This is a genomic window from Hymenobacter cavernae, assembly GCF_014641455.1.
Taxonomy (GTDB): domain Bacteria; phylum Bacteroidota; class Bacteroidia; order Cytophagales; family Hymenobacteraceae; genus Hymenobacter; species Hymenobacter cavernae.
In genome coordinates, this window is the sequence record NZ_BMHT01000006.1 from 199156 (window position 1) to 215983 (window position 16828).

16 protein-coding genes are annotated in these 16828 nt (G+C 54.3%); 7 read left to right on the plus strand and 9 right to left on the minus strand.

All coding sequences use genetic code 11. The features are described 5' to 3' along the window. Nucleotides 1-60: 60 nt before the first annotated feature. Nucleotides 61-654 (plus strand): pentapeptide repeat-containing protein, encoded by a 594-nt coding sequence (locus tag IEX74_RS16845; protein WP_188815183.1) that lies wholly within the window; start codon nucleotides 61-63, stop codon nucleotides 652-654. 14 nt (nucleotides 655-668) lie between these two features. Here IEX74_RS16845 and IEX74_RS16850 read toward each other — a convergent pair whose 3' ends face one another. The 6 genes from IEX74_RS16850 to IEX74_RS16875 all read right to left on the minus strand — a co-directional run bounded on the left by IEX74_RS16850 (nucleotide 669) and on the right by IEX74_RS16875 (nucleotide 7903). Then, nucleotides 669-1685, minus strand: a complete 1017-nt coding sequence (locus tag IEX74_RS16850) for a bifunctional heptose 7-phosphate kinase/heptose 1-phosphate adenyltransferase (RefSeq protein WP_188815184.1) — start codon at nucleotides 1683-1685, stop codon at nucleotides 669-671. A gap of 174 nt (nucleotides 1686-1859) precedes the next feature. Beyond that, nucleotides 1860-3083 carry a pyridoxal phosphate-dependent aminotransferase gene (locus tag IEX74_RS16855; protein WP_188815185.1) on the minus strand — a complete coding sequence of 408 codons (1224 nt, stop codon included), beginning with the start codon at nucleotides 3081-3083 and terminating at the stop codon, nucleotides 1860-1862. A 65-nt stretch (nucleotides 3084-3148) separates the two neighbouring features. Next, the gene (locus IEX74_RS16860; RefSeq protein WP_188815186.1) at nucleotides 3149-5119 is read right to left on the minus strand and encodes a glycosyltransferase; all 1971 of its coding nucleotides are present in this window, start codon (nucleotides 5117-5119) and stop codon (nucleotides 3149-3151) included. Between the two features lie 155 nt (nucleotides 5120-5274). After that, nucleotides 5275-6654 (minus strand): aspartate kinase, encoded by a 1380-nt coding sequence (locus tag IEX74_RS16865; protein WP_188815187.1) that lies wholly within the window; start codon nucleotides 6652-6654, stop codon nucleotides 5275-5277. Between the two features lie 260 nt (nucleotides 6655-6914). Then, a complete protein-coding gene (gene recR / locus IEX74_RS16870) occupies nucleotides 6915-7523 on the minus strand; it encodes a recombination mediator RecR (protein WP_188815188.1) in 609 nt (202 codons plus the stop codon). A gap of 98 nt (nucleotides 7524-7621) precedes the next feature. Further along, nucleotides 7622-7903 (minus strand): ATP-dependent Clp protease adaptor ClpS, encoded by a 282-nt coding sequence (locus tag IEX74_RS16875; protein WP_188815189.1) that lies wholly within the window; start codon nucleotides 7901-7903, stop codon nucleotides 7622-7624. A gap of 158 nt (nucleotides 7904-8061) precedes the next feature. Between IEX74_RS16875 and IEX74_RS16880 the strand changes: the two genes are divergently transcribed. After that, a complete protein-coding gene (locus IEX74_RS16880) occupies nucleotides 8062-8661 on the plus strand; it encodes a hypothetical protein (RefSeq protein ID WP_229755343.1) in 600 nt (199 codons plus the stop codon). A 193-nt stretch (nucleotides 8662-8854) separates the two neighbouring features. Here the strand turns inward: IEX74_RS16880 and IEX74_RS16885 are convergent, their stop codons facing one another. Together IEX74_RS16885 and IEX74_RS16890 are read right to left on the minus strand one after the other, a co-directional pair. Continuing rightward, a complete protein-coding gene (locus IEX74_RS16885) occupies nucleotides 8855-9505 on the minus strand; it encodes a YceI family protein (RefSeq protein WP_188815190.1) in 651 nt (216 codons plus the stop codon). Nucleotides 9506-9540: 35 nt separating this feature from the next. Further along, a complete protein-coding gene (locus IEX74_RS16890; protein ID WP_188815191.1) occupies nucleotides 9541-9990 on the minus strand; it encodes a MarR family winged helix-turn-helix transcriptional regulator in 450 nt (149 codons plus the stop codon). 151 nt (nucleotides 9991-10141) lie between these two features. Here IEX74_RS16890 and IEX74_RS16895 point away from each other — a divergent pair, with 151 nt between their 5' ends. Further along, nucleotides 10142-10741, plus strand: coding sequence for a DUF6799 domain-containing protein (locus IEX74_RS16895; RefSeq protein ID WP_188815192.1), 600 nt, complete (start codon nucleotides 10142-10144; stop codon nucleotides 10739-10741). Here IEX74_RS16895 and IEX74_RS16900 read toward each other — a convergent pair. Continuing rightward, complete coding sequence (locus IEX74_RS16900) at nucleotides 10736-11758, minus strand: dipeptide epimerase (protein ID WP_188815193.1); 1023 nt, start codon at nucleotides 11756-11758, stop codon at nucleotides 10736-10738. The two genes, IEX74_RS16895 and IEX74_RS16900, sit on opposite strands and share 6 nt — an antisense overlap. Nucleotides 11759-12106: 348 nt before the next feature. Between IEX74_RS16900 and IEX74_RS16905 the strand changes: the two genes are divergently transcribed. The 4 genes from IEX74_RS16905 to IEX74_RS16920 all read left to right on the plus strand — a co-directional run bounded on the left by IEX74_RS16905 (nucleotide 12107) and on the right by IEX74_RS16920 (nucleotide 16789). After that, nucleotides 12107-13255 carry a T9SS type A sorting domain-containing protein gene (locus IEX74_RS16905; RefSeq protein ID WP_188815194.1) on the plus strand — a complete coding sequence of 383 codons (1149 nt, stop codon included), beginning with the start codon at nucleotides 12107-12109 and terminating at the stop codon, nucleotides 13253-13255. A 173-nt stretch (nucleotides 13256-13428) separates the two neighbouring features. Beyond that, complete coding sequence (locus IEX74_RS16910) at nucleotides 13429-14847, plus strand: dicarboxylate/amino acid:cation symporter (protein ID WP_188815195.1); 1419 nt, start codon at nucleotides 13429-13431, stop codon at nucleotides 14845-14847. A gap of 250 nt (nucleotides 14848-15097) precedes the next feature. Further along, on the plus strand, nucleotides 15098-15742 hold the full coding sequence (locus tag IEX74_RS16915; protein WP_188815196.1) for a hypothetical protein: 645 nt from the start codon (nucleotides 15098-15100) through the stop codon (nucleotides 15740-15742). A 153-nt stretch (nucleotides 15743-15895) separates the two neighbouring features. Continuing rightward, a complete protein-coding gene (locus IEX74_RS16920; RefSeq protein ID WP_188815197.1) occupies nucleotides 15896-16789 on the plus strand; it encodes a T9SS type A sorting domain-containing protein in 894 nt (297 codons plus the stop codon). The last annotated feature ends 39 nt before the right edge of the window (nucleotides 16790-16828 follow it).

The following is a 16828-nucleotide window of genomic DNA, read 5'->3' on the forward strand; positions in this document are numbered from 1 at the left end:
TGCGATAATGGTAAAACAGCCATTCATCGCACTTTCTTTTTTCTTTTGCTTCCATTGCTCATGAAACGCCGTACTGCGTCCCGCAAACCCACTAAGTTCCCGACCGAAAACACGTTTGAGCGCTGGACGAGTGAACAGATGCGGCCGTATCAGGAGGTTGAACAGTGCCGTTTTATCAACTGCGATTTTTCCAACGCCGACTTTTCCAACAAACGCTTTATCGACTGCTCGTTTGAAAACTGCAATCTTTCCCTGGCCTCGCTGGCGGGTGCAGGGATGCAGAACGTTGCTTTTCAGGCGTGTAAGCTAGCCGGCGTGCAGTTCACCGCCTGCCGTGACATGCTATTTGAGGTGCATTTTGACCAATGCCAGCTCTCCTACACCTCTTTTTACGGCAAGCGGATGCCCGATACGCGCTTCGAGAACTGCGCCCTGACGGATGTCGATTTCACCAGCGCCGACCTCTCCAACGCCACTTTTCAAGGCTGCACGCTCAACGGCTCCGTCTTCGCCCAAACGCAGCTCAACGGTGCAGATTTCCGGACTGCTACCGGGTTCATCATCGACCCGGACATCAACCCGCTGAAGAAAGCTAGGTTTGCGCTCGAAGGTTTGCCGGGGCTTGTGAGTAAATACGGTGTAATCGTCGAATAACCAGCACTTACTTGCTAACCGAGCACTTGTGCAGCAACGGCTTCTTTCAGCAGCCGCTGTTTCTCAATGGGCACTACGCCCACCTGCTCGCATACCAGGCCACCACCTAGGTTGGCTAGCGCCGCCGTAGCAGGCGCCGATAAACCTAGGGCTATGCACAGCGCCGCAATGCTGATAACAGTATCACCGGCACCAGAAACGTCGGAGATGATGCGCAGGTGCGCCGGAATGTAGGTACGACCTGTTGCTGCCGACTCGCTGAACACGCCACGCTCCGAGAGCGTAACCAGCACGATATCAGGCGTAAGCAACTCGCGCAATTGCGTTACGGCTGCTTCAAACTTTGGCCGGTCGGCGTCGGTGTCGTTGAAGTCCAGCTTGAGGCCTTCGCGCAGCTCTTTCAGGTTGGGCTTGAACAGCGTGCAGTGCTGATACGCCAGAAAGTTCTTTTTCTTCGGGTCGACTACCGTCGGGATGCCGCGCTGCCGGGCCAGGGCGATGAAGTGCTGAATGCTGGCTTCGTTCAGCACACCTTTGTCGTAATCCTCGAAAATCACGACATCAGCGCGGGCTAGCAGGGCTTCGTAGCGGACCGTGAGCTGCGCGTTTTCTTCCGGGTTCAGATCGTTTTCAACTTCCGAATCGATGCGCAGCATGTGCTGCCCGGCCGCCAGAATACGCTGCTTCACCGTGGTAGGGCGATACGCGCTACGCACGATACCTTCCGCAGAAAGGTGCTTGTCCTGCAACAAACCTAGCAATTGGTCGCCGCCAGCATCCTCCCCCACCACTGTGCACAGCAACGGCGTGGCACCGAGGGCCTGCACATTGAGGGCAACATTGGCAGCCCCACCGAGGCGCTGTTCCATCCGGCTCACATTCACAACGGGCACCGGCGCTTCGGGCGAGAGGCGACTGGCCTTCCCCCACACGTAAGCGTCCATCATCACATCGCCCACGATGAGGGCCGTTAGGTTGTTGAAGGCAGCGAATAACTCGGGAAGCGTGGCGGGCGGCGTGAGCGGAGGCATTGTGAATTTTTGGACAAGAAAGCGCAAAGGTAAGGCAGAAGGAGAGTAGCGCGAAGCTCCGGCTTCGCGTACGAGCGAAGCGAGTTCCTGAAAGTCGCGCTGTTTGGATAAACGCGTAGAACTCGCCTTGCTCGTACGCGAAGCCGGAGCTTCGCGCTACTCTCCTTCTTGTGCTTACTTTAATTTCTCAAGGCTAGCCTTGATGCGGGTGAAGGCATCACGCAGCTTTTCATCGGCGGCGGCGGTGCTGAAGCGAATGCAGTTTGGGGCGCCAAACGCCTCACCATCTACCGACGACACGTAAGCGTCGTTGAGCAGGAACATAGCTAGGTCGTTGGCGTTCTGAATGGTCGAGCCATCGGACGTGGTTTTGCCGAAGTAGCCGCTCACATCCGGAAACACATAGAAAGCGCCATTTGGCTTCGGCATAATGAAGCCCGGAATGTCTTTCGCCATTTCCAGCACTAGGTCGCGGCGACGCTGGTAAGCCGTTACCATCTCATCGGCGGAGCTGCGGCCACCCTGCAAAGCGGCCAAAGCAGCCTTTTGGGCAATAGAGCAAGTACCCGACGTAATCTGGCTTTGCAGTTTGTCGCAGGCGCAGGCAATATCTACGTGAGCAGCTAGGTAGCCCACACGCCAGCCGGTCATAGCATAGCCTTTCGAGAAACCATTGACGGTAATCACCCGGTCTTTGATTTCGCTGAACTGGGCCAGGCTCACATGCTCGCCAGTGAAGTTGATGTACTCATAAATCTCGTCGGCCAGCACGTGCACGTGCGGATTACGAGCTACCACTTCGGCAATGGCGGCAAACTCCTCGCGTGTGAACACAGCACCGGTCGGGTTGCAAGGCGACGAGTACATGATGAGCTTGGTACGGGGCGTAATAGCCGCTTCTAGTTGCTCAGCCGTTACTTTGTACTCATTTTCCAGGGTGCCCGTGATTTCTACCGGTACGCCTTCCGCCAGCTTTACCATCTCCAGGTAGCTCACCCAATAGGGCGCGAAGATGATAACCTCGTCGCCGGGATTCACCATGCTCAGCAGCACGTTGGCCAACGACTGTTTGGCGCCGGTGCTCACCACGATGTTCTCGGGCTTGTAGTCCAGCTGGTTGTCGCGCTTGAACTTGTCGACAATGGCCTGGCGCAGATCTAGGTAGCCGGGCACGGGCGTGTAGAACGTGAAGCCTTCATCGAGGGCGCGCTTAGCCGCGTCTTTAATATACTGCGGCGTTTGGAAGTCCGGCTCGCCGAAACTCAGGTTGATGACGTCATGACCCTGAGCCGCCAGTTCGCGCGACTTTTTGGCCATGGCAATGGTTTGCGATTCCTGCATCGTCGTGACGCGGTCCGACAGAAAGGAGGAAGCAAGGGTAGCAACGGGGTTGGACATGAGACAGTAACGAAATGGAGAATGCGCAAAAGTAAGAATTTAACGCACGTACGTCACTGCCGATTTTACTCTTGCCCTAGCCACCGGAATCGGCGGAATAAAATACTCAAGTCGGTGGCAGGCACATAGTTCCGAGCGTAGAGCAGCTCTAGCCGCCGCCGCGTCGACTCGGTGAGTGGCGCGCCCTGCTCGGCTACATCCGCTGGCGACAGAATGGCCTTGGCGGTGCGCTGCGGCCCCGCGGAATGCCGCAGCCCTACCCAGGTGCGCGTGCCGGCCAGCACCCGCAGACAGTTGCGCAGGAAGCCAGCTTTGCGCTTTTCAAACCAGATAAAAAACGGCGTGCCAAGCAGAAAACCTAGGCTGGTCAGGATATCCAGCAGGCGCTTGTTGCGCATCTGCTGGGGCTGGTACAGGCTCAGGCCGATGTTCAGGGCGTAATAATCGCCGGGCGCATCCTTCGACGAGCTGCCGATAATGTACTCGCTGTCTTCGGGCAGGATTTTATACGCAATGGAGCTTTGCTGTGAAAGCTGTACCATCAGGGCAATGAACTTACTAGCTGGCAGGTCTTTGCCGCAGAAGATCAGCTCGTCGAGTTCGTAAATGCGGATAATTTCTTCCAACTGCCGCAGTTCACCAAGGGAGTCATCATTACTGTCTTCCACGCTAACATCGGTAGCGGGGTTTACGTGACCAATAATGCGGGCCGACACGCCGGCGGCTTCCAGCAGCTGCCGCACTCGGCGGCTACCAGCGGCGGTGCCTACTACGGCAATGTTCTTGGGCCGCCGCTCATTTAGGCTCAAATAACCGTATTGCAGGAAATGCACGGCTATGCGCCGCCCCACCAGCGCGGCCACGCTCCAGGTACCACCTAGGATTATCAGTGCTTTGGAAAAGCGGTACGCATCCAGGAAGTTGGAAATAGCCGAAATCAGGATGGTACCTACGAAAATGCCCCAAATAATCCGGGAGGTGCGTGTGGCTTTGTCGTAGGCCCCGCTAAAGTAGGCGGCTGTGAGCCATACCACAATGTAGGCAGGAACCGCCAACGCCATAAACGTGGCTGGGTATGGCTCCGGGACGTACTTATGGTTGGCTTCCCAGTAGTTCTTCAGGAAGTACATGCCCCCGTAAATCAGGCCGGCGTCGAGCAGCACGGGAGCAATCTGGCCCAGCAGCCGCCCGACCATTGCCGCGCCTGCCCGGATCCAGATAGCTAGGTTGATGAGCAGGGAAAACGCGCCTGCTCGCCCTGGGGCAAAGTGCTTGCCGGCAAAAATGACCATAGCGCGGTAGAAGACGAACACGTAGTTCATGCTCGTGCGCTTGGTGCTTTCGCCTTTGTAATGGATAATGCGGGCCTCGGGAAAGTAATAGTTTTTCCAGCCGCCCTGCGTCAGCCGGTACGACAGATCGATGTCTTCGCCGTACATGAAGTAGTCTTCATCCAGCAAGCCCACCTGATCGATTGCCTTGCGGCGGAGCCACATAAAAGCGCCACTGAGTACTTCTACTTCATGCGTTTGATCTTTATCGAGAAAACCTAGGTGGTAGCGACCAAACAGGCGCGACTTCGGAAAAAGCTGCGCCAGTCCAAATATCTTATAAAAAGCAACCCACGGCGTGGGCAGGCCGCGCTTGCTTTCCGGCAGAAACTTACCTTGACCGTCGAGCATCTTCACCCCCAGGGCGCCCCCATCCGGGTGCTGATCCATGAAGTTGGCGCAAGCCTGGAGCGTGTCTTCCTCCACTACTGTGTCGGGGTTCAGCAGGAGTACGTACTCGCCGCGCGCTCGTCTAATGGCTTGGTTATTAGCTTTTGAGAAGCCCGGATTGTCTGTGTTCTCGATTAGGAGAACCTCGGGGAAACGTGCCCGCACCATGGCTACTGAGCCATCCACGGAGTTATTATCCACCACAATCACTTCCGTCGCTGCTCCCCACTTCTCCACCGCCCGCCGCACCGACAACAAGGTCTGCTCCAGAAAATAACTTACGTTATAGTTGACAATAATGATGGAGAGTTTCACGGGACGCAAAACAGAGGACGAGTGAGGGGTCGTGTAAGATACGCAGAGTTAGGTTGCCGACCACTACCCGGAAAACAGGTAGGCTCCGGCCGAAGCTGTACTACACAATGGTACAACTTCGGCCGGAGCCTACCATACGTTGGCTTGCTTTTCTTTTAAAAAAACAGTGTTTTGTTCAATGCAATAATGGCGGCGCGGAAGTCTTCCCGTGCTACCAGAAACTGAATATTGACCTTGCGCAGCGCAAAACCTGCGCTTTTGATGTTGACGCCCGCATTCGACAGAGCACCGGCCGCTTTAGCCAGCAAACCCGGCTGGTCGATGTTGGAGCCGATGATGCAAACCATCGCCTGCTTCTCCACCGTCACCTTCTCGTACTTGGCCTCCAGATCCTGCACGAGCCTCTTGTGGCAATCCTTCTCCCAGATAACCACCGAGATACTGTTAGCACTAGTAGCCTTGAAGCTGTAGCTGATACCTAGGTCATAGAAGGTTTTCATGATGTCGAGGTCGTAGCCGGCCGCGCCTACCATCAAGGGGTCGTAGATGTCGATCATCACTACTTTCTCGGTGCCCGTAATCACCTCCACCCGCTTCTGGGGCGAAATGTAGTCTTCGGTGATAAGCGTGCCGGGGTGCTCGGGCTCGAAGGTATTTTTAATCCGCAGGTTGATCTTGTTGATTTCCAGCGGCTTCGACGCCTTCGGATGAATGGCTTCCATACCGACATCGGCGAGCTGATCGGCCACATCGTAGTTGGTGAAGCCCACGGGGTAGCAATTATCGACGCCTACCATCGTGGGGTCGGCGGTGCAGAGGTGGTATTCTTTGTGAATGATGGCTTCCTGGGGCTTCACGGCCACAGCTATCTTGCTGAACGTCACCTCAGAATAGCCCCGGTCGAACTCCCGCATGATGCCTTCCGTGCCTTTCGCGTAGCCAGTCGCGATGCAGATAGTGTCGGCAAAGTTGATCTTCTTGAACGCGTGCCGGATGCGCTGATCGATGGTGTACGACTTATGGTCGTGGAAGCCGCTCAGATCAACCAGCGTGGCGTTAATACCCCGATTTTGCAGGATGTTGACGGAGTTGAAAGCCGAGTGCGTTTCGCCAATGGAAGCCAGGATTTCGCGGGCCGCCTGCAAGATATTCTCGCTGCTCACGTAGCCGGAGGCCAGGATGTTGGTCAGGCTATTCAGGTAGGTTTCAGCGTCCTGAATGCGCTGCTCAATGAAAGCATCGGCGACGGCTAGGTTCAGGCCCAGCGGCTCGTACTTTTTGTTCAGCCCCTTCAGCTTCACAGCCACTTCTTTCAGGGCCTGGTGAAACTTCTTGTACTCCGTGATGCGGTGGTAGACGCCCGGCTCGCCGGTTTTCTTGTTCTCCAGCAGCCAGTTGGTCACGCCCGCGTACGCCGACACGACAAAGATCCGGTTGTAGAGGTCCGCGCCGGTCCGGTTGTACAGAATGATGTTGTTCAGCACGTCGCCGAACGCACTCATGGAGGTGCCGCCGATTTTTTCTACTGTGAGCATTCGTTTATTACGGAATAAATGGGGCCGCAAAAGTAGGAGATATAGCGTTAGGTCTACTTGCGGTGTGTTAGTTTCCGTATCGACCTAGGTTTGAATTTGTTGCGCGCGTTGTAGCGGCTGCAAGCAAAAAGCCGGTTGCCTGCTCCTGAGGAACAGACAACCGGCTTGTTTATGCTGGCGATAGTAGCGCAGACTTTGTAGTCCGCGTTTTGAGGGTTAATAAGCGCGGACTACAAAGTCTGCGCTACAGGCACCTAGCTTTAGCGGGTCTGCCGCTGCCGATCCACGATGCTGCGACCTAGGGTAATTTCGTCGGCGTACTCCAACTCGCCGCCCATCGGAATGCCGCGGGCGATGGTGCTGATGTGCACGCCTTCGTAGTCGCGCAGCTTGCGCGACAGGTAGAAAGCCGTGGTGTCGCCTTCCATCGTCGGGCTGATGGCGAGGATAACTTCCTTGATTTCCGAATCCGGAATGCGGACCAGCAGCGAATCAATGTTCAGATCGGAGGGGCCAATACCCTCGATTGGCGAAATCACGCCCCCGAGTACGTGGTAAACTCCTTGATACTGAGCGGTATTCTCAATGGCAATTACATCCCGAATGTCGGAGACGACGCAGACGGTGCTGTGGTCGCGCAGCTTGTTAGCACAGATCGAGCACTCTTCGGTATCCGAAATGTTGTGGCAAGTGCGGCAATAGGTTATTTCAAAGCGCATCTTCGCCAGCGCCTCTGCCAGCGAAGCCGTCGTGTCCGTTTCGGCCTTCAGCAGGTGAAGCGCCAGGCGCAAAGCCGTTTTTTTCCCAATGCCCGGCAGCTTAGACAGCTCCCCTACGGCGTTTTCTATCAGCTTGGAAGGAAATTCCATTCAATTGAATTGTTAAATGGCTGCGTAGCTAAATGGCTGATTGTTCTGGAACCTAGGCCTGAACGACCAACCATATATTCATTCAGCCATTCAACCGGTTAAAGTACGTCCGCCGAAATACCACGGTCGTGGATGGCGGTACACATGCCCGCCAGCTCGTCGTAGGCACCGTGCTTTACCGTGCATTGGCCTTTGTAGTGAATCAGCAGGGTGCACTGCTCGGCCTGTTCGGGCTCGTGGCCGCACACGTCGATGAGCGTTTTGATAACGTGCTCGAAAGTATTCACGTCATCATTGTACACGATCAGGTCGCGCACGTCGATGGTTTCTTCGAGTAACAGTACGTCCTCGTCGTAATCGATTTGCGGGTTCGTTTTCATGACGCAAAAGTACGGTAAATCAGGCACAAAAGGTACGTCCGGCTAGGTATTGCGGTCTTGTATAACCCCATTAGCGCTCAAAACGTTTCGTAGGAATAAGGCTAGTTTTGACACCCGAGCGGGTGAATAGTTTAGCCTGCAATACTAGTTAGCCAGCCATGCGGCAGCACCCTGCCCGGCACGACCTAGCTTTTCGCTCCTTTCCCATGCCTGTCCCTTCTACCGAGTTCAAAAAAGCCCTCAAACGTCTCTCCGACAAGGAGAAAGAAACCCTGCTGCTGCGCGCCGTGCGCCGCGATGCCGAGCTATACGAAACCCTGGCTTTCGAGCTGCTGCCCGACGTGACGGTGGAGCAGGTGTACGCTGAAACCTCCGACCGCATCCATGAGCTGTTCAACGTAGCCGTGACGGGCCGTCTGCTGAATCGTAGCCTCACCAAAGCCCTGAGCAAAGCCACCAAGGAAACAGCCCGCGCCCGCCGCATCACCAAGGACAAGCGCCTAGAAGTCGACCTGAACCTGTACACGCTGCGCCTGATTTTCGACCACTACACCGGCCAGTTCGATTCGCCTTATAATGGCTTCTACGTGGGCACAGCCCGGCTCACTGCGCGCACCGCGCAGCTGGTGCTCACCAACCTGCACGAAGACCTATGGCTGGAATATAAATCGGAACTGGATGATTTTCTCACGCAGCTGCACAACCGCAGTAAGAGCCGCAACCTGCGGTTTGAGCTGCCGCGGGAGTTGGCTGTCTGAACCACGGGTTCGACGGATTTTTCGGATTACACGGATTTCGTGGACGATTCGCTTTTACTTTTCCCCTTACTGTAACACCATAAAAAAGCCTTCCCGCAAGCGGGAAGGCTTTTTTGTTGACTAGAACCTAGGTTGTTAATCGTCCACAAAATCCGTGGAATCCGAAAAATCCGGACGAATCCGTGGTTCAGATTTACTTCTTGGCAATCACGTTGAAGCTCAGCGTGAAGTCGTCGTAGATGGCTTTGTCGCCGATGCCTTCGAAGAAAGACTTCGAACCGTATTTGATGTCGTACTTAGTGCGGTTCACGGTGGCAATGCCCGAGGCAGCGGCTACACCGTTTTTCACGCCGGCTTTCGCAGGGAACGTGATGGTGTTGGTGATGCCTTTGATGGTCAGGTCGCCGGTGATGTTCACGTTGTTAGCATCAGCAGCGGCACCTTTGATGGGCGTTACGCTTTTAATTTTGAACGTAGCCGTGGGGTTTTTAGAAATACTGAAGAAATCATCCGAGCTCAGGTGGCCCATGAACTTGGCGTTGTTCTCGGCATCGGTGATGTCGGTGGTTTTCAGCGTCTTCATGTCGACGGTCACGGTGCCGCCCACGATCTGGTTGCCGCGCACCAGGATTTCGCCGCCCGTAAAATCGGCCGTGCCGTTGTGGCCGTGCGTTACGGCTTTGCCTTCCCAACCTAGCTTGCTGAGCTGAGGCTGTACTTTATAAGCTGCATCGGCAGGCTTGGCGGTGCTGGTGGCAGCTTTTTTAGCTACTGGATTGCCAGCGAAAGCAGGAGCATTGAACAAGCTAGCTACAACGAGGGCGGACAGCGCAATTTTTTTCATGATTGAAAAAGGGAGAAAAGGATGACTGAGAGCCGTCAGTCGCGGATTTTGTCTAATAGTCTACTGAGTTCAGCGGCTTCCTCGTCGCTGAGGTTGCGCAGCCCCACCTGCTCGATGAGGCCGCTGGCATCAATGCGCCGTAGCAGATCGAGGCCGGCTTCGGTGATGCAGATATCCACGGCGCGGCGGTTGTTGGGGCACACCGTGCGCGTCACGAACTGCTTGGCTTCCAGCTTATCCACGATGCGCGAGGCGTTGCTGGTCTTGTCGAGCATACGCTCGATCAGCAGGTTTACTGTCGCGGGCTTGGGGTGCTGACCCCGCAGGATGCGCAGCACGTTGTACTGCGGCGCCGTGATTCCAAACTCGCGGAAGACTGCCGCCTGCCGCAAGCCCAACCAGCCAGCCGTGTACATCAGGTTGATGTAGCTTTTCTGATGGTTGTCTTTGAACACAGGCTGTTTGATTTCGTCTTCGATTTTCATGAGCGGCTGGAAAACGTTGCAAATATATGTACATACATTAAATGTTGCAACATGATTCAACAAAAAATTTAAAAGCACCATTTCTGCTTCTAAGAAGCAGCTTCCGTAAGCTCGTCGTCGTATGCTGAACGGGACTCCTACTTTTCGCCTGATGAACTACTTCTTGCTACTTCTTAGCCTATGTTGCGGATTGGCTTCGGCGCCGTTTGCGCGAGCCCAATCGAAAGCACCTAGCTCCCAAACCGCTGCCCGCCCGGCTGGTGCCGTTGCGGCTGGCACCCACGACCAGTTCCTGATGCAAAACGGCATGGTCGTGTTGCGCCAAGGTGCTCAAATAAAACAGCTTACCCAAAACATACGGCTGTCCAACGGCACCAAAGTCAACTACAAAAGTGGCATCGTAGAGTTCCCGACCGGCAAAATCACCACCTTACAGGAAGGCGACTACGTGACTATGCAGGGCGATATTGTATTTGCTACCCCCGCCAGCGCCGCCACGGCCCGCGGCGACAAATCAGTGCCGACTACTAAATTTACGCAATACGTGGAGCGCGGCACGCTTACACCTAGCTCCATTGATGGCGGAACGCAAGTGACGACGCTGACCAATAAGGTCGGCCTGATGGAGAAGAAGATTCAGCTGCTCAATGAGAAAATCCGGCTGCTCAGCGCCGGCACCCAGCCGCCCGCCGACACCAAACAGCTTGATCAGCAGCTACAAACGCTGGATGAGCAGCTGAAGCAGCTATAGCTGCGGCGTGGCAGCAGCAGTCAGGCGGCCGTTTTCTTCCCGAACCAGCCCGAACGGTTCGTCGCGCACGATCAGCAAGCCATCTAGGTCGCACACTTGAGCTAAGCTACTGAGCTGCAATGCCGACCAGATGCCGAGCGAGGTTTCGACCATGCAGCCGATCATGGTTTGGAGGCCATGCGCCTGCGTCTGGCGGAGCAGCCGAATGCCGTTGCGGTAGCCGCCGGCTTTCATCAGTTTCATGTTCACGCCGTGAAACTGCCGGGCGATGTCGGCAAAGTCGGCGGTATCCGTCACCGATTCATCGGCAAACAGCGGATACGCGACCCTAGGTCGCAGGTAGCGGTAGTGGTCGGCGCAGGCGGCAGGCAACGGCTGCTCCAGCAGACGCACCTGCAACCCCGGCAGCGCGCTGATTTGTTCCAAAAAAAGCAGCAGCTTATCGGCGTCCGTCCAGGCTTCGTTTCCATCAATAATAAGCGGCCGGCCGGGCAGAATGCGGGTGAGTTCGCGCAGTAAATCGTAGCCGCTTTCCTCGTTCACCTTGATCTTCAGCAATTCGAACCGGTCCATACGCTGCTCCCGCACAAAATCGGGAATGGCACCAGGGTCCATAATTGGCAGCGTAAAAGCCGTGGGCACAGCCGCTGCCGGAGCCGACACACCCAGCACCTGCGCCACGGTTTGCCCTGCTTGGTTCGCCAGCAGATGCACGTACGCTGATTCGAGCGCGAAGCGAAGCGCGTGGGCAGGCCTTTGTGCATCGAGCACTTGCCCCAGCTCATCCAGGCTTTGCACCTTACCTAGGTTTGTCGCCAGCAACTGCTCAAACTCGGCTTGTAGTCCTGCGGGCGTTTCGCCGTAGCGAATGTTAGGCGCCGCTTCACCCCACCCTACTGCGCCCCCGGCAGCCGTCACGCGCACGAGCAAGTTGGTTTTGGCAGTGGAAAAGTTGCGAGAAATTTTCCAGGTAAAACGCAGCGGTAATTCACGCGTTTGGAGCGTCCAGATGAGCATAACGGGCGGTGAGCAATCAGATGGGTTCTTGCGGCCTAAGTTGGGGCAATTACCGCAATTACGTATGGCCTACGCACTCGTAGCTGCTTGTACAAACTAGGGGTAGTTGCCCATGGCAGTAGTTGCTGCGTTAATCACGTAAATCAGCAAACAATTTTTTACTATCCTCTCGCAACCGAAAACTCCTGCAAAGCGTATATTATATAATTTTACTATTTTAATATATTAATTCTATGTGCAAATGGAAAATCTCATAATTTTAGTGGTAATTTTCATCTTTTCTCAACAGATTATCGTATCGATCTTATTTAATAATTCTTCCGCCCATGTCTTTGCCCACCCTTGTATATGAAAGCTTTTTCCACTCATCCTTATCTTTTTAAATTTACAATTTTTATAAGCAGCTTTGTAATTAATCTACTAACTGCTATCACTACTTTTGCTCAGCAAGAAAGTTCTTCTATTGGGCTTAAAGCTGATTTTTATCACGGGTATTTTTACGACGACCTAGGCTTTTTCAACCAGAATGAGCCAGTTATTGTAAGCCGAACTATTAATAATCTTCAATTTGAAGAAAGCGAATCCGACAACTTCAACATTGGCAAGGGTGCAACATACTACTCACCCGGCAAGCCCGACGAATTCAGCGCCCGCTTCTACGGAAAAATTTATATTACAACTCCTGGCGCTTATACCTTTCATTTAAGCTCAGATGATGGCGCTTCTTTGTGGTTTGATAATGAGGCCAAACCACTCATAAGTAACACTGGCGACATGAAAGGCATGCAGTATACCGCTGCTTCCAAAACCTTAAGCGCTGGATTTCATGATCTTCTGATATACTACGGGGAACACGGCGGTAGTCAGGCGCTGGTGCTCGAATATGCCAGTGGCGACCTGGTGCGACAAGTAATCCCGAATGGCGTGTTCTATCCTGTTGCGAATTCGGTAGTATCGCCGGTGCTCACCGATTTCACGGTCGCTGCAAAGTACCAGCAGGTTACACTCGACTGGCGCACTCAGACCGAGCTAAATAGTCAGTCTTTCGTGGTGGAGCGCTCCACCGACGGCAAAAGTTTCAAGGATTTACTTCAGCAGCCGGGTGCTGGCACCAGCACTGATCCGCATACTTATAAGGCGCTTGATGAAAGCGCGCCTACAGGATTGGTTTACTACCGTTTGCGCCAAGAGCTTGGCACTGGTCAAAAGGTCTACTCTCCTATCAAAGCCGTGAAGATTGAGCAGGCACCGCCACCTAGCTTTAGTGTCTACCCGAACCCAAATGCCGGCAAGTTTTACCTTGAAATTCAGCAAGCCACCTCGCAACCCGCTCTTTTAGAGCTTCTTGATATGAGCGGGCGTAGCCAATACCAACAGCAAATAGTTAACCCGGCCGAGACCCAACGCATTGTATCACAGTTGGCTACTGGTATGTATATTCTACGCCTGAAAACCACTACTGTCACACTGACGCAAAAGCTGGTTATTGCCAAATAAACTCCTTTGCTTTGCAGCAGAAGTTGGCTGCGAGCTAGCTTCTATCAACAGAAAAAGGCCGCATGCGCGGCCTTTTTCTGTTAAATTACCCGCCCAGCAAAGCCGGAACGTCCTGACAAGCGCAAAAACTTATCTTTGCTGAGTTTCCGCCGATTTACCCCGAACTTTCCTGCATGAAGTTTTCGCGTCTCGTTCCGCTGGTTTTTGTTCTTTTCCTGGTTGCTGCGGTCCTTACCGCATTGTCGGCTTATCAGCTGGCTGCTCTGCCGGCTGCCGTTCCGACGGCGGCTCGCTGGCTGTTTTTAGCCACTCTTGCGGTCTATGCCACGCAGCGCCGCTCGCTCACGTTCTGGATTGTTGTGAGCATGTTCGTGGGCGCCGAAATAGGTCATGATTACCCTACAGTGGCCGTGAACCTAAAGGTGCTCAGCGACGTGTTTCTGCGTTTGGTAAAGACCATCATTGCGCCGCTCGTGTTTGCGACGCTTGTAGTAGGTATTGCAGGGCACGCCAACCTCAAACAAGTTGGCAAGATGGGCTTGAAAGCGTTGGTCTACTTTGAGATTATTACCACGTTTGCACTCTTCATTGGCCTGGCTGCCATCAACTTGACCAAGGCCGGAGTCGGAGTAAGCCAAAGTGGAGCCGCTGCCGAAGCCGAAAAGCTCCAGACCGTCGAGCAGACGACCTCCGACATTATTCTGCACATCTTCCCCGAAAACATTGCCAAGTCCATCGCCGAAGGACAGGTGCTGCAAGTCGTCATCTTCGCTATCATTTTCGCCATTGGCCTGGCTATGGTGCACGACAAGCACCGTCGCCCCATGCTTACGTTCGCTGAAAGCCTCTCGGAAGTGATGTTCAAATTCACCAACGTGGTAATGTTTTTTGCCCCCCTAGGTGTTGGCGGCGCCCTCGCCTATACGGTTGGTAAGATGGGCTTTGCACCATTGCTGAACGCTTTTCAGCTGCTGCTCACCTTGTACGGCGCGCTCATTGCCTTTCTGCTGCTGGTGCTGCTGCCTGTCGCGCTGCTCATGCGTATTCCGGTGAAGCGCTTCGTGCAGGCCATTGCCGAGCCCGTAAGTATTGCCTTTGCCACCACCAGCTCGGAGGCGGCCCTGCCCCGCGCTATGGAAGCCATGGAGAGCATCGGGGTACCGCGCCGCATTGTGGCCTTCGTGATGCCAACGGGCTACTCCTTCAACCTCGATGGCACCACCTTGTACCTGTCGCTGGCGGCCGTGTTTGTGGCGCAGGCGGCCGGTATCGAGTTATCACTTGGGCAGCAGTTGGTTATGGTATTCACGCTGATGCTCACCAGCAAAGGCGTGGCTGGCGTGCCTAGGGCCTCTCTGGTGATTCTGCTGGCTACGGTGGCTTCGTTCAATCTGCCTTCCTGGCCCGTGTTCATCATCCTAGGTATTGATGCGCTAATGGACATGGCTCGCACCGCCGTGAACGTTATCGGCAACTGCCTGGCAACGGCCGTGGTAGCACGCTGGGAAGGCGAGTTCGTTGATAATTACTACGCGCCGGAAGTAACAGCTCTCGCGGAGCCCGACAGCGAGCTGGCCCACCAGGCCCACTAGTACTTTTCAGCGTTTTGTCCAGCGTTCTTCCTGGCTTCGCACCAGCAACGGCTACCTAGCTTTGCTCACTTCCCCTTGTGAAAAGCCCACCGAACACGGGCTTTTCACATTTTTTTTGACTTTTTATATTAATAAATATATATTTTATATTATTTATCATGTAATTGTATTTCACCATGAACAGATAGTGAAATAGTTGTTTAAATTTGATGCGTGTCCTGCTTCTCACCTACTTGCTTCCTGCTTTATCATGAATGCCTCTTTACGTTATCTGCTGCTTTGTTTATTGAGTTTTTCTACGCTGTCTGGCTGTATGTCAGTCGACAAGGTTTTGTTCCAACCCCATTCTGCTGGCTTAGATAACCGCTTGCCTGCCTTGAAGATAGCTGTTGATAATGGGCCCTTAATGAACAGTGATGGTTCGCTGCCAGAAGATCCATTTCGCCTGTTTGAGCGCGAAGTGAGCCATAACTTGGTCGACCCTGCCGACAGCACAAAGTTTGGCTACATGAAGCTAACTGTTACCTCGGCTGTTAGTGCACGACAAGGCAAGGGGTTACAAGCGTTTCAAATGGCTACCCTGATGGTTCCCAGCTTGTTTGGAGTACCGTTGGAATATTACCGGACCAAGCTCCGCGCCCAAGTACAGGTGCTCAACTCGCGGGGAGAAGTACTAGGCACCTATAGTGGCTCGGGCACCTCCACGGTGAACGTGGCAATGTATCATGGCTATTCGCAAACTGACGCCGGTCGCTTAGCCGATATCACAGCGTTGCGTTACGCCTTAAATATGATTCGGCCGCAGCTTGAGCTGGCTTCTGACTCGCTGCGTGCTAAGCTCTTAGCCAGCGGGCCTATCGAGCCACTACCAGGCGAAACAGCCTCACGGCGATAGAATAAACATCAGCTAGAAGGCTGGCTTTTATATAGCTGAAACGAAAAACGCTCGGTAGGACCGAGCGTTTTTTTGTGCGATAATTAAACGCTTACTGGCTCCACGCATCTATGGCCCAAAACGACACCTAGGTTCTTCATCCCTCCTACTCTTATGAAAGCTACCTCCTTCCACACATTCCTCCGGTTGCTGCTCGTCCTTATTCTTGTTGTAGGCTACACTGCGGCCTTTGCCCAGCGCTTAGGCCGCAGCGCCGATAAACCAGCGCGCCAGGAACTCCAAGCCTATTACGCCCAGAACGTACTGCCAGTAGTGCGGGAACAGCGCCAGAAGCTGGAAGCCCAACTCTCCGCCGACGACAAAGTGGCGCTGGCTAGCTACCGCGCACAACTCCGAACAAGCCGCCAAGAAGGCAAGGCGCTACTTCAAAGCTTCCGCCCGGCCAAGCTAGGTCAGGCCCAACCTACGCGCCCGGAGCTAACAGATGCTCAGCGCCAACAGCTTCAGCAGCAGCGCACCCAAAGACAGGCCGTGATGCAGAAAGTAACCCAAGTGGCCCAGAAATATGACACTAACATCAAGCAGCTAGCCTCCGAAATTGAGCCGCAACGCGAAAAATGGACGATGGACACCAAAGCCATTGTCATGAAGTATGCCACGCCGGAGCAACAAGAAAAGCTAGCTCACTTTGCGGGCAACCGGCACAAGGCAGGCCTAGGTCATTTCTTCCGACCCAGCGTGTTTCTGCTGATGGACCCCAATGCACCAACTGCCAAACAAGCAACGAAGGACCTAGGTACCAGCCTATTCCCAAACCCCAGCAACGGCACTACCCAGTTGGAGTACAATGTGGCAAAAGCGGGCCCCGTGACAATAGAACTGCTGGATGGTCGCGGCAACACCCTGCGCAAGATCCTCGATCAGCAAAGCAAGGAAAAAGGCGCGCACGTACTGGTGGTGAACGTCGATGACTTATCCAACGGCACCTATTTTTACAAGATCACCAGCCGCACCGGCTCCGAAACCAAACGCTTTTTGAAGCAATAAGCTGGGCCTGAATTACGTACAGAAGTCAGTCCGCAAGGG